The organism is Paenibacillus sp. FSL E2-0178, assembly GCF_038593005.1.
Taxonomy (GTDB): Bacteria; Bacillota; Bacilli; order Paenibacillales; family Paenibacillaceae; genus Paenibacillus_AQ; species Paenibacillus_AQ phytohabitans.
Map to the genome: position 1 here is coordinate 3343045 of NZ_CP151953.1, position 12975 is coordinate 3356019.

14 protein-coding genes are annotated in these 12975 nt (G+C 52.7%); 4 read left to right on the top strand and 10 right to left on the bottom strand.

Annotation, left to right across the window (positions count from 1 at the left end):
* Positions 1-80 precede the first annotated feature (80 nt).
* Positions 81-959 carry an AraC family transcriptional regulator gene (locus MHI42_RS14640; protein ID WP_342424268.1) on the bottom strand — a complete coding sequence of 293 codons (879 nt, stop codon included), beginning with the start codon at positions 957-959 and terminating at the stop codon, positions 81-83.
* Positions 960-1204: 245 nt separating this feature from the next.
* Here MHI42_RS14640 and MHI42_RS14645 point away from each other — a divergent pair, with 245 nt between their 5' ends.
* Complete coding sequence (locus tag MHI42_RS14645; protein ID WP_342424269.1) at positions 1205-1825, top strand: sensor domain-containing protein; 621 nt, start codon at positions 1205-1207, stop codon at positions 1823-1825.
* A gap of 123 nt (positions 1826-1948) precedes the next feature.
* Here the strand turns inward: MHI42_RS14645 and MHI42_RS14650 are convergent, their stop codons facing one another.
* Positions 1949-2815, bottom strand: coding sequence for a GNAT family N-acetyltransferase (locus tag MHI42_RS14650; RefSeq protein WP_342424270.1), 867 nt, complete (start codon positions 2813-2815; stop codon positions 1949-1951).
* 212 nt (positions 2816-3027) lie between these two features.
* On the bottom strand, positions 3028-3480 hold the full coding sequence (locus MHI42_RS14655; protein WP_340988914.1) for a YhcH/YjgK/YiaL family protein: 453 nt from the start codon (positions 3478-3480) through the stop codon (positions 3028-3030).
* Between the two features lie 145 nt (positions 3481-3625).
* On the opposite strand from MHI42_RS14655, the gene MHI42_RS14660 reads away from it, so the two are divergent.
* Positions 3626-4228, top strand: a complete 603-nt coding sequence (locus MHI42_RS14660) for a hypothetical protein (RefSeq protein WP_340988915.1) — start codon at positions 3626-3628, stop codon at positions 4226-4228.
* 8 nt (positions 4229-4236) lie between these two features.
* Here MHI42_RS14660 and MHI42_RS14665 read toward each other — a convergent pair whose 3' ends face one another.
* The 5 genes from MHI42_RS14665 to MHI42_RS14685 all read right to left on the bottom strand — a co-directional run bounded on the left by MHI42_RS14665 (position 4237) and on the right by MHI42_RS14685 (position 8413).
* Positions 4237-4764: an NUDIX domain-containing protein gene (locus tag MHI42_RS14665; RefSeq protein ID WP_042134141.1), complete on the bottom strand. Its 528-nt coding sequence runs from the start codon at positions 4762-4764 to the stop codon at positions 4237-4239.
* A gap of 159 nt (positions 4765-4923) precedes the next feature.
* Positions 4924-5712, bottom strand: a complete 789-nt coding sequence (locus tag MHI42_RS14670) for a VOC family protein (protein WP_076242314.1) — start codon at positions 5710-5712, stop codon at positions 4924-4926.
* Positions 5709-6524, bottom strand: coding sequence for a pyrroline-5-carboxylate reductase (gene proC / locus MHI42_RS14675; protein ID WP_076242313.1), 816 nt, complete (start codon positions 6522-6524; stop codon positions 5709-5711). Before proC ends, MHI42_RS14670 begins: the two co-directional genes overlap by 4 nt.
* A gap of 1 nt (position 6525) precedes the next feature.
* A complete protein-coding gene (locus tag MHI42_RS14680; protein ID WP_076242312.1) occupies positions 6526-7368 on the bottom strand; it encodes a MetQ/NlpA family ABC transporter substrate-binding protein in 843 nt (280 codons plus the stop codon).
* Complete coding sequence (locus MHI42_RS14685) at positions 7346-8413, bottom strand: uroporphyrinogen decarboxylase family protein (protein WP_342424271.1); 1068 nt, start codon at positions 8411-8413, stop codon at positions 7346-7348. Before MHI42_RS14685 ends, MHI42_RS14680 begins: the two co-directional genes overlap by 23 nt.
* Positions 8414-8697: 284 nt before the next feature.
* Here MHI42_RS14685 and MHI42_RS14690 point away from each other — a divergent pair, with 284 nt between their 5' ends.
* Together MHI42_RS14690 and MHI42_RS14695 are read left to right on the top strand one after the other, a co-directional pair.
* Complete coding sequence (locus MHI42_RS14690; protein ID WP_342424272.1) at positions 8698-9855, top strand: amidohydrolase; 1158 nt, start codon at positions 8698-8700, stop codon at positions 9853-9855.
* Between the two features lie 164 nt (positions 9856-10019).
* Complete coding sequence (locus tag MHI42_RS14695) at positions 10020-10754, top strand: glycerophosphodiester phosphodiesterase (RefSeq protein WP_171717463.1); 735 nt, start codon at positions 10020-10022, stop codon at positions 10752-10754.
* 431 nt (positions 10755-11185) lie between these two features.
* On the opposite strand, the gene MHI42_RS14700 is transcribed toward MHI42_RS14695, so the two are convergent.
* Together MHI42_RS14700 and MHI42_RS14705 are read right to left on the bottom strand one after the other, a co-directional pair.
* Positions 11186-12037, bottom strand: a complete 852-nt coding sequence (locus MHI42_RS14700) for a GGDEF domain-containing protein (RefSeq protein ID WP_340947756.1) — start codon at positions 12035-12037, stop codon at positions 11186-11188.
* A 234-nt stretch (positions 12038-12271) separates the two neighbouring features.
* The gene (locus tag MHI42_RS14705) at positions 12272-12853 is read right to left on the bottom strand and encodes a histidine phosphatase family protein (RefSeq protein WP_342424273.1); all 582 of its coding nucleotides are present in this window, start codon (positions 12851-12853) and stop codon (positions 12272-12274) included.
* Positions 12854-12975 lie beyond the last annotated feature (122 nt).

A 12975-nucleotide genomic window follows, 5' to 3' on the forward strand; every position in this document is an offset into this window, starting at 1 on the left:
ACGGTTAATTTAAGTTTTTGACTACTTTTTATACCTCTATCATACAAATCTGCAAGCAGGCTTTCTTCCTGCATTCTTGCTCAATTATTCCCGGATATTGTCTTGCGGTATTTAAGCGGAGATATCCCCGTAGCTTCCTTGAATAAATGGTGAAAGGTCTTCCCGCTGCCGAACCCGGCCGCTTCCGCTACCGCTGACATCGGCAGGTCTTCGTTGAGCAGAATCCACTTGGCCTTATTCAGCCGATATTCCGTCAAAAAAGCGACAAAGGTCATGCCCGTATTCTTCTTGAACAGCTTGGTGAAATAATACGGGCTGAAGCCCATGTATCCGGCCACCTCATTCAGTGTAATCGCTTCCTGATAATGCTGCTCCACATAGCTGAAGATCCGCTCCAGCCGCTCCAGCGTCTCTCTGGACTGGGACAATGTGTCTTCCGAGAACTTGGGCTGCTTCTTGACCCTGCTCTTCGGCACCTCCCGCATAATAACCGTCAGCATTTCAAACATCCTGGCCTTAATCAGATAAGCGTAGCCTTCCCGGCGCTGTGTATCCTCCTCATAAATGCTCTCAATCAGAGCCTTTATACTGGCGGCAGCCCCTTTCGGCCACTTTGAACTGGAGAATTCCATCTCCGTGAACATATCCCGCAGCGGATAGTCATTGCCTCCCAGTGCTGCAACCTCCTGAAAGAAATTCAGATCAAACTGTATCACTACCCGCTCACTGTCAGGTGACGCCAGGAAATAATGCACATCTCCGCCGTTGATGAACTGCACTTCCCCCTGCTCCATGCGGATCGGCACATCATTGATTCCCAGATTCAGACTTCCTTTGGTTACATAGATAATCTCAATTTCTTTATGCCAATGCGGATAGGTCAGATCATCTCCTCCGCAGACCAGGCTGCGAAACGGAAAATGCTTGTCCACATCCGGAATTTCCAGATAGATATTCATAAGCGCGGCTCCTTGTCCGGGATATTGATCATTGCACACTCTATATTCATTTTAGAGAAATATGCCTGCCTATGCCAACTTAAAGTATAGGAGAGCCGCACTAGACCAAAGACCAGTATTATTCCCGCCTCCGGGTGCGTGTATTGTATGGATTTAACCTCTATACTGGAGAAGGTAAAATTTGGAGAGGGGTTGCCCTAATGTTAAGACGAAGTATAAACGCGTGGAAAATGCTCATGCTTTCTTTGCCCAAAGGAATAATCGCTTTTGTTATTGCCATTACAGGCCTATGTGTAAGTCTGCCTCTGGTAATTATATGGGTTGGGCTGCCTCTGCTGGCCCTGACACTAACCTGGTGCCGCACGATGATGATCAGTGAACAGAAGGCTGCCGAAGCCTGGTCTCACGGTAAAGGGGAAGCCGCGCAGCATATTATGCCAGAGCATCCGGCTACCTTCCGCTGGGAAGGTCTGCGGACATTAGGATACCAGCTTCGCCAAGGTCAGTCGTACCGGGGAATTCTGTACAGCATACTGCAGCTGCCCGCAGGCATTCTGGGATTCACCCTTGCTCTTGCCCTGCCCTCGGTTGCCATTAGTGCCCTCCTGTCGCCTGTAGTCCAGAGAGTCAGTTCTTCAGTATTCTCCTATGACCAGAATATGCTGGACCCGGACGTCTTCGTGTTCCTGTCTGATACAACACCGGACGAACGCTCCTGGATCGTATGCGGAATGGGATTTGTACTTCTGCTGATGCTGCCGTTACTGCTTTCGGGCCTTGGACGTTTGTATACTGCCTGGATCAACATGATCTCTGGAACACACCAGGATGTGAAAGCCCCGCTCGAAATCCTACATAACGCTTAGAGGCTCCACTTCTGGCAACGATACCAGATTGCACCTGTTGTACTATTCCGGTTCACGAAAAAACGGCGGTACATCACCATGATGCACTGCCGTTTCTTTTCTGTATATGTACGCCTCATTCTACTAATCAAATTTTAACTGGAGCGAATCACAAATGGGCATATAGCCTATCTTTTGATAGATGCTATTAGATATGGGATTTGCTAAGTCCGTATATAAGACGCATTTCGTAAACCCCTTATCCAAGGCAAGCTGGCTTATTTGCGCCACAATTGAAGTAGCGTAACCCTTGCCGCGCTCATATGGAGGGGTATATACAAATGCCACGCCAATAGCCGTCTGCATTACCCTTGTATATCCTGCCATAGACACGGGTATCCCGTTGTCCTCTAAAATATAGATTTTTTTCGATGCTATCCGGTAGAGGTAAGGATCGGCATCTTGCGGAATGGACATTTCTGTTTGGCCATAACTCCCCGCTGCATAAAATGCTTCAGCCCAGTATGGGAAAAAGTGAATATCCTTTTCATTCAGCAATCGAACGATACCAACCTTTTGAATGTCCGGGTTTACTGCCGTAAGTTCATATATACGCTGGCTCATGGTTGTATTACAGGTTATTCCCTTGCGCAAGGTATATTCTTTGGCAAAATACTCTGCCAGGTTTTTTTCGGTTGTCACACCTGGAATTTCACGGTCCTTCAACCCGTCTATCAGACAGTTTATAGCTTCCGGGTTAATGATGTTGTCTGTTGCATAAAGCGTAATATTGTGTGGCGGTGTCATTATGGCGGTAAGTTGTATGCCCTTAGCATCCGAAATAGTTGCCATTAGCCAATTTACAGGGTCACGCCAGTCTGTTTTGTCTTTTCCTTCATGCCCAATGATGATATTGCCAAGAGGAATCAAATTTTGTGCTTCATAACGCATCAGGACATCATAGGTATCATGGTAAAACTCATGCACATCCGTATACCACTTGAATTGCATTGAAATATCACCCTTTCATCTGCTCACAGATCTACTTGTCCTCTTCACCGCATTTGGTCTAACAATCCTGCCCGAAAGCTTAATAAAGGCATCGTCAGTCTACAACTTTACTTCCTTGTGACATCGGGAAGCGTTGTTCCGGCAGCTTAACCAGCAACGGCTACACCGTCCCCTGAGGGTCAGCATAGCCGTTGCTCCTTGTCCTAACAAAACTATAGCTTAATCTTCAAAACTACCTTCCGCACAGCCTCGGGCTTGCCTGCTTCAATCCCTGTCATATGTCCGTCCTGCGGATAACACACGACAAGAGCGCCCGGTCCTGCAGTTACCGTAGATTCTACTGCACCGGTGAAGAAGATCGCATCCTTCTCTGCGCTGTAGTCATCTCTCACATCAAGCTGCTCAATGGCAGCATAGCCGATCCGCTCTGTACCTTCCAGAATATAATGCAGATCCAGATTCACGCGGTGCGCTTCCCAGAAGCATTCTCCGGCATCCTTGGTCTGATATTCGTTGATGAAATAGAACATCTCATCATTGACCTCATGGCGTCCGGCCGCTTGCCCGGTGAAATCGGTATCGCGCAGAAACTGCAGCCCCCTCTGGATCTTCTCTCCGTATGCAGCCTCATCTTTGAGCAAATGGCTAAGTGTATCAACAATCATGCCTGGAATCCCCCTGGAATCTCTGAATTATTCCCCGCCTTGCAGAATACCCAAATAATATATGATCCCGGCAGGCCCGGTCTATGTATTTGTTCACGTACTCCCCGCATATCTATTAAATAGTTACCTTTTAGGAGGCGGTTCAGTGCTTATTATTCTGATGTACATGTTTGCTGTGCTTGGCGTTTCGCTCCTGCTGTCAGCTGCGGTGCTTCAGTTCATACGGTCCCATCCCCAAGCACCCGGCCGGAAAGAGGCCATCCATGCCTTGTCCGCATTCAATCTTAAATTTCCCCAGCGGTTCATCACACCTGATGAATCCCATCTGATCGCGTTGGATGAGGCGGGCCAGACTATGGCCATCGGTCTGCTGCATCCCGGCAGGCAGGAGCCGGCGACAGCCACCATCTACACGTTCGACACCATTCTGGGAGCGGAGATCGTCGAGAATGCCTTAACGCTCAGCAAAGTCAGCAAGACCAGCCGGATTACGACCAGTGCGCCGAGAATCCGCCCAAGTGTAGCCGCCACCCCCGGGTTCGCAGAAGCTGTCCAAGCCATAAGCAATGCCGAAGAGATCAGCGAGCTGACGCTAAAAATCTATTTTAACAACGCGGACACGCCTGTCGTATCGATTCCCTTCCTGCCCCGGCTGCTGCCGGCCCGAAAAACAGATCTTCAGTACTCCGCAGCCTTTCTGGAGGCGCAGCAGGTGCACGAGAGAATCCGCAATATCGTCTCAGCCTGAAATCATGCTTAACGTGAGGCCGCTGTGAAGCTCTCCAAGGTCCGTCCTTGTCTTAGCTTACCGATGATCGTCAGCAGGAAGCTCTCCGCGAGACTGCCCTTCAGTATGGCGTCCGCAGCTTCATCCAGCGTGAACCATGCCGCATGATCCAGCTCAGCGCTCATTGCGCTTAAGTCCTCCGTGTCAGCCACACTGATGAAATTAAGCATCAGCGTATTGGAAGGGGCGAAATACTGGCTGCGCATGTATTCATAAGCGATGATCTCAAGCCCTGCTTCTTCCTGCACTTCGCGGATCAGCGCTGCCTCGGCGTTCTCCCCTTTATTCACGTAACCGGCCAGCAGGATATAATCCTTGCGGTTATACTGCTGGATGAGCAGGATTCTATCCAGCTCCCTGTTCAGCACCGCTGTACTCATTGCCGTGCTGAACACCGGGAACCGGAACGCGGCACAGGACTCACAGTAGGGTACCTCCCCTTCTCCGTTACATTCCTTCAGGACCAGACGGCTTCCACATTCGAGACAAAACTTCAAGTGTATCGCTTCTTTCTGTTATGGGTATAGTTCAGACTTATTCTAAGCGATTGCTGAAGAACACACCAGCCGTAATTCATTACCGCACATAGACCGCTTCCCGGCAACAAAAAGCCCGCTGCCGGCAACACACGCAGGCAACGGGCTTGCAATTCGTCATTACTCGGCTGTAAACACATACTCGCCTTGAGCAATAGTGAGCGTACGGCCCGCCAGTCCCGGAGCATCGCCGCTTAGCAGCAGCCGGGTCATCTGCCGGTCTTCCCCGCGCCGGAATTCAAATACCTTATCGCCAACCGCCAGTGAAACGCTATCGCCGGGGGTTGCAGATGAACCGGCCTGGACTTCCGCCAAGCCGAAGATTTCTCCCCAGTGAGCCGCCGCCGCTGCCGGATCAGGTACGGAGAATACAGCACGGCGGACCGTCACTTCTCCTGCCGGATGGGGAACGATAATTCCCGCTGCCGTCAGCTCCTCTTCCCGCAGGGCATCGGTTCCCTTCCACTCGATTATGAAGGGATAGACCAGACCCTGGTAATGGCCGCCGATAGTCAGCATGCGCCATTCAATCCACTGTCCCTGTGCATTCAGCCGTCTGCCATCAAGTATGGGTGACAGCTTCAGGCCCTGCTTCTCCAGCGCTGATGCGGTTGCTTCAATATCATCGGTGCGGATCGCTACCCTGCTGAACCCTTCATGATCAGGCAGCAGATTCACGGCATCCTTCACTACCAGATTAGGGGTATCCAGACTTGCCGCTAATTCCCGGTCCTCAATCGCCAGGAATTCGATGTAGTTCAGCCCGAAATAGCTTAGCGCGTTATGAGTCCCCCACAGCTTATGCGATCCGCCGTAGGAAGCGGCCAGGCCATTGTCCCTGAAGGCTCCGATGGCCTGTTCAAGATCATTGACATAATGCACGGTATGATCCCACTGCAGCACGCTCATGACTTCACCTGCCCCAGCTCCGTTGTGCGTTTCACAGCAGCCTTGACACTGCGCTGAAGTCCGGCTGCGAAGCCGCTGTTGTTCAGCTCATACAGCGCGTGAATGCCAACTCCGCCCGGAGAGTTGTTGATGTCCAGCAGCTGCCGGGGATGCAGTCCGCTGTGCCGAAGCATGGCTACGGCCCCCTCTACATTCTCCAGCGCCGTCGTCCAGGCTTGTTCGCGCGGCAATCCTGCCAGCACTCCGGCATCGGCCAAGGACTCGATGAAATAATAGACATAATTCGGCCCGGCCACCCCGTACCCGGTAAAGATATCAATCAACGCTTCCTCCAGATACTGCACCTTGCCGAACCCGTTCAGGAACTCCTCCACCTGCTCCTTACCAGCGAAAGCGTTCAGAGCTGCCCCGCTGTAGCCGAGTCCGGTATCGGTCAGCGTATTCGGGATCACCCGGATAATCGGGCGTTCCGCTCCAACATAACCAGCCAGCCTATCGATGGTCACTCCGGCGACAATGGACAGGACCGCCGCTCCGCTTGACGCATAGCTGGAGATGGCCGCGCCAACAGCTGCAAGATCATCCTGAGGCCGGACGGCAATAATGATCAGCTCCGCTCCGGCAAGCTCCGCCTCCTGAGACTCTCCGGCTGCCCGCACGCCATAGGCAGTATTCAGATAAGCCGTCCGTTCTTCATGAATGTCTGCCACGCTGATCTGCTCAGCCTTATAAGTACCATTGCCAACAACGGCCCGGATGATCGCTTCCGCCATTTGCCCGCCGCCGATGAAATGAATTCTGCCCGCTGCCATATCAGTTGTTCTCCCAGGCATCCGGAAGGATGAAGCCGTCGTATTTATCCTGGGCGTTGATGTAATCCTCGAACTCCTGCGATTCATACGCTGCCTTCAGATCCTTGGCCCACTGGGTATCCAAATCGCCCTTGTTCACCGTTACGGTTACCCGGTGCTGCTCAGGCGTGTTCTCAATCTGGAGCGCTTCGGTAATCTGCCGCTTGGCATTGGCGATATAGTTGCCGTTCACCACGCCGTAATCCACATCGGCCAGCGAGACCAGAATCTGCGCCGAATCCAGCGACTCCAGCTTCAGATCGTATTTGTCCGGCTCCACACTGCTGAGGTTGAAGTCTGTGGTCCCGGCATCCGCCTTGACCTTCACCCAGCCGAGATCCTCCAGAATTCTTACCGCACGCTCCTGGTTAACCGGATCATTCGGCAGGGCAATCACAGAGCCGTCCTTCACTTCATCAAGCGATTGATGCTTCTCGGAATAGAGTCCCTGCGGTGCGCTCGGCACGAAGTTCAGCACAGCCATATCCGCATCCAGTTCCGCGTTGATGCCTTCCATGTAAGCCGTACTCTGGAAGATGCTTGCGTCAATGGAGCCTTCCTTCATCGCCGGATTGACCTGCATGTTCTGGGAGAAGGTTTTGATCTCCACCTTGTACCCTTCCTTCTCCAGAATCGGCACAATACCAAGCCGGAACTGTTCTTCATAGGTGCCCACGCCAAAGCCGACAACGATATCCTTCTTCTCTTCTCCGGTAGCCGTTTTGTTCCCGCAGGCTCCCAGCACGACCGACATCCCCACCAGAACCACAGCTGCCAATTTCTTAAACTTCACGATATTTTTCATTATTTGAACCCCTTTTCATATGTGACTCATGCGGAATAGAATCACGTAATGCCTGTAACGAACGATCTTCCACGGTAAGCGGGATCGCGCAATTGGGTGCAAGCAGGAACGGCTCGTCCGCCATAAGGCGCAGGGCGAATTCAGCCTGTGCACGGACGCGCCCGGGATCATGTGCTGCGAATAAGGCATGATCCACTCCCCCCACCTTCGTCGGCCTCAGCTCTGCATGCAAACCGGGGTTACCCGGTGCTGCGGTATCCCAGCTGATGCCCTCAATGGGATAATTATTGAACCTTTCCGGCTGCGAATAGGCACCGCAAGTATGCAGAATCCTTTTGCCATAACCGGCGGCTTCCAGCACCATCTCATCATACGGCCGGGACAGCTCCTGAAACGCCGCATCATCAAAAACCCCCGGATGAGCAGTGCCGGTCACCGCATAAAAAATCCCGTCCAGCCCCCGTTTGCCCAGCTCCTGCACATAATCCGCCAGCGTCAGGGCGATGGCCTTCAGCGCTTGATGTACACCTGCACGCTGCTCCTCCAGCAGACTTTCCACGGTCACCGGCTCACGGCTGCCATAAACCGTGTCACCGGCATAAGCCGACTGGCCCGCCAGAAACAGCAGCACGGTAAGCGGCGAGAAAATGGTCTGGGTCAGCGGAGTATCCGGCAGGCCCTGGCGTATAAGGCTTACAGCCTCTAACTGCTCGGCCAGCGGCGCTGCGGCTGCAGCCTGCTGCGCCTGTATATTCCAGACATCCTCCGGCCTCCGGATCACCGCACGGGTCTGCTTGGGAAATACCGTACGGTAATCCGCGGAATCATAGGTGTTGCCCCATGTCTCTGCGTAATACGTAGCCCGCGGATTGATTTTGACCCAGTCCCAATCGAATTGCTTCGTATAAGCTACTGTACTCTCTGCAAGATCACCGGCATTACTCTCCCGGTCTATGAAATGGCGCCAGCCGCTGACAATCGGCCGATCGGCCCGCTCCCCTGACAGCAAGGCCGCAAAACGCTCCTGTCTCGACCACTCTCCCATATGTTCTCCCCCTTCTGGATGCAACACATTGTCTCCGAAATATTAAATAAATAGTTATTCTATCGGATTTAAATGAATTGGCCGTATAATAGCATGGGGAAAAATGAAACGTCAATGAGATATCCATCACTTTCATGAAATATTTCATAAATCCCCGGATCGTTAAATAACACATTGACAGGCCCTTTCCATTAAAGGTATTATGCGCAGTAAATAAATCAATCGGATTAATCAGGAATCTACAGGAATGATAGATTAATTGGAGAAAGCGGGGCTGTACATCCATGCCGTCATTAACGCAAGATCAGGAACAGCAACTGGCTCAGCGTTTGATTCAGGTGCGCCGGGAGCTTCATCAGCAGCCGGAGCTGTCGAACGAGGAATTTGAGACCACAGACAGGCTGCGCCGCTGGCTGGCTGAAGCGGGAATTACTGTGCTTGATCTTCCGCTGCAGACAGGACTGATTGCCGAGATTGGCAGCGGCCATGGCCCGGTCGTTGCCATCCGTGCAGATATCGATGCTCTGCCTATTGAAGAAGATACGGGGCTGCCCTTCTCCTCCGTGATTCCCGGCAGGATGCATGCCTGCGGGCATGATTTCCATACGGCAGGCATCCTCGGGGCAGCGTACCTGCTGAAGGCACAGGAAAGCGAGCTTGCCGGGACCGTCAGAATACTGTTCCAGCCTGCGGAAGAGACCGGGCACGGAGCAATAGCCGTACTGGAATCCGGCGGGCTGAGCGGAGTAGACGCCATCTTTGGACTGCATAATAACCCCGACCTGCCAGCAGGCTCATTCGGAACACGCAGCGGTGCACTTACTGCCGGTGTAGACCGGTTTGTCATTAAGGTTCTCGGCAAAGGAGGACATGCAGCTCAGCCGGAACGCGGCCAGGATACGATTGTAACAGCGGCGCAGATCATCACCTCGCTGCAGACAATCGCGAGCCGGCTTACCAGTGCGGTTGAATCGGTGGTGGTCAGTGTAACCCGGATTCAGGGCGGCAACACCTGGAACGTCCTGCCCGGCGTTGTAGAGCTGGAAGGCACAGTCCGGACGTATAATGAAGCCATCCGCCAAGCCGTGCCACGGCAGATCCGGCAGATTATTGGAGGGGTCGCTGCCGCTGCAGGAGCTGAAGCACAGCTTGAGTGGATACCCGGACCGCCGGCAACGGTCAATGACCCCCGCTGGGCCGGGTTTGCCGCAGCGACTGCGGCCCGTCTTGGCCTCACTGTCTTTGAGCTTGATCCGCAGATGGGGGGCGAGGATTTCGCTTTTTATCTGCAGCAGCTGCCGGGCGCTTTCGTCAACATCGGTACCGAAGGGGTTTACGGCCTTCATCACCCGCGCTTTGACGTCGATGAATCGGCGCTGCTAGAGGCAGCACGCTATTTCGCAGAGCTGGCTGCTGCGGCCCTGAAAGAGCTGGGGAATTAATCCCCCATTCTAATGGCTTCTGCCGGCGCATGTTAATTTCCAAGAAATCACACCCTTTTCGCTGCTTGCGGACAGGGTTTCTTCATGTTATGTGGAATACACTACAAGGGGGCCCGTCCAACACGGGCATCATCACAACCAAGAGACGGAGGGAATTACAGTACATGAACATCATTAATTTCGCGCATCGCGGCGCATCCGCAGTCGCCCCGGAGAACACAATGGCGGCATTCCGCAAGGGTCTGGAGCTTGGCGCAACCGGCATCGAAACAGACGTGCAGATGACGAGTGACGGAGCCATAGTAATCATTCATGATGAGAATCTTAGCCGCACCACTACAGGCAGCGGATATGTGAAGGATAAGACGCTTCGTGAAGTGCTGGAGGTCGATGCGGGGTCCTGGTTCAGTCCTGAGTTCACGGGAGAGCGGATTCCGACACTGGATGAGCTGCTGGATCTGCTTCAGGGACGTGAGACAGTACTTAATATTGAGCTGAAGAACGGCACGTTCCTTTATCCCGGTATGGAGGAAAAGGTAATAGCCGCTGTGCGGGAGCAGGGCATGAGTGAGCGGGTAGTCATCTCCAGCTTCAACCACTACTCCCTTGCTTATTGCAAGTCGCTGGCACCGGAGATCCGCACCGGCATACTGTATGGCGAAGGCTTATACCGTCCGTGGGATTATGCGGCTACGCTTCAGGCGGATGCTCTGCATGCCCATTACTCTTCCGTTCTGCCGGAGTTCGTCACCGATGCAGCGGAGAGCGGAATCGTCTATCATCCCTGGACTGTAAATGATCCCGAACAGATGACCTATCTGATTGAGGCCGGAGTGGCCGGCATCATTACCGATCACCCGGATGTACTTGCCGGGCTGCTGGCAGCCAAGGGATTATAGTATTGGCAAAAAGGCCGGAGTGGCTGCTGCTTCCGGATCAGGAGCCGTCTGAAACACTCAGGCAGCGGCCGTACCAAACAGAAACGGATACCTTCCTCTAAGGGATGGTATCCGTTTTTGCGTAAAGCTATCACTGTCTTATACCAGGCTCGTAGCTGGCTCATACCTGTCTCACACCTGGCTCGAACCTGTCTCACACCTGACTCGTACCCGCCTCATACCAGGTTCATTGCTGGCCCCGGTATTAATGTTGTACGTACTGCAACTTTGCTTGCCACCTGCCCAGCTGTCCGGGAAAATTGTTGTATGAAATACAAGAATTCTCCCGCTAATCGGCTTAAATGAGGGGAAATGCTATATTTCATACAACATTTGATGATTAGGGCCGATTTCATGAGCAAAATGTTGTATTTTGGGCAGGATTTCACAAGCTATTGGGCTCTGGAGCTGCTAACCAGTTTCACAGGAGGAAGACTATTCTCCTGCTTATGGACCGCATAACGCCCGCTGCCCAGCTGCTTGGCATTGTACATAGCGGAATCAGCTTCCTGGAGCAGCCGCTTCCGGTCAATCCTGCCTTGGCTCATAGTGATGCCGACGCTCGCGGATACGAACAATTCATGCGTCTCCAACTTATAATTCCGGGTGATATTCTCCAGAACCTTAAGGGCCAGCTGCTCCGCATCCTTGCGGCTGCAGCGTTTGGCGATGATGACGAATTCATCCCCGCCTACCCTGAATATATGCCGTTTGCCTTTACGCGAAAATTGCTGCAGACTGCCGCCAACGGCTTCCAGCAGCAAATCTCCCGCATGATGGCCGAGCGTATCATTAATCGATTTGAAGCGGTTAAGATCCAGATATAATACCGCAAGCTGTTCGCCTGATTTGCAGTGATCCCAGAAATGATCCATTCCATTCTTGTTGAGCAGTCCGGTTAAGGTATCCCGGTAGGCCAGTTCTTTCAGCTGCTCGCGCTCTCCGAGGAGCATACGCACACGCAGGAACAGGTACAATATTCCGGCGAGCGTAAGCACATAGAGTGCCATAGTAATAAACAGATTGCTATCTTCAGCGGTGAACCCCGACAAAGTTCTCTTGCCCAGCAGATGCATGCTGCCAAGACCGGCACTAATAACTAGTACAACCAGGCTCGTGCGGACCGCGCGGGCTCTTTGGTGACATTTGGAGAAATTCCGCGTCAGCCTGAGGATGCTGTACACCGTTAGTACTCCAATGAGAATAGATAATACAGCCAGTATATAATTCCGGGCCTCTTCCAAATTACTCTGCCCTCCTTTGATAATCATATGATTTATCGCTTTTAAGCGCTACTGTACAGGGTTAGTCTGAACATATTCTGAACATTTCCGGCAGGTAAGGCCGGACTTTGCATAAATGCTAAGAATATTATCGGCAAAAGCTGCAGGATTTGCGATGGTATGTTCTGGGACATATGGAAGAGAGCCGCCCTTTGCACGGGAGACTCTCTTGTATTCCAGAATCGTCCAGACTGTCTATTCGTTCATATGTTCCACGCCATTGTACAGTTCGCAGGTCCAGCCGCCGGCATCTCTGATTATACGGGTAATTGAAGTATTCTTCAGCACTACACTGAGATCCAGTGAGGGAACAAGTCCTGCCAGCGTACTGCGCAGAATGGCGCCATGACTGACTATGAGGACATTGCGCCCCGGATGGCGGGCGGCAACCTCTTCAACGGCCCGGACACCCCGCTGCTGAGCCAGGTCCCGGCTTTCCAGCTTCATATCCATCGTCTTCCACCCGCTGCCGAACCGCTCGATCCGTTCCTTCTCCGTAGTTCCTTCTATTAACCCGCCGTTCATTTCCCGTATCCCCGGAATCAGACCAGCCAGCGGTATGCCCAGTCTCCCGGCAATGACCTCCGCCGTCTGTCTGGCCCGCAGCATATCGCTTGAATAGATATAATCCCACGATTCACCGCTGAGACGCTCTGCAAGTACGGCCGCCTGCCGGAAGCCCTCCTCGTCCAGAGGATTATCCGTGTGGCCCTGTATCCGGCCTTCCTGATTCCAGAGTGTGCTGCCGTGCCGAATCAAGCCTATTCTTGTTATCATCGCTTCCCGCCTTTGTGTCAATATCCGTAAGTGATTTCATTATAAACGAACAGCCCGCTCTATGCATGTTCCATTGACGGTCACGAGAGCCCGCTATATTATAGTATTTCAAGTGCTTCTTT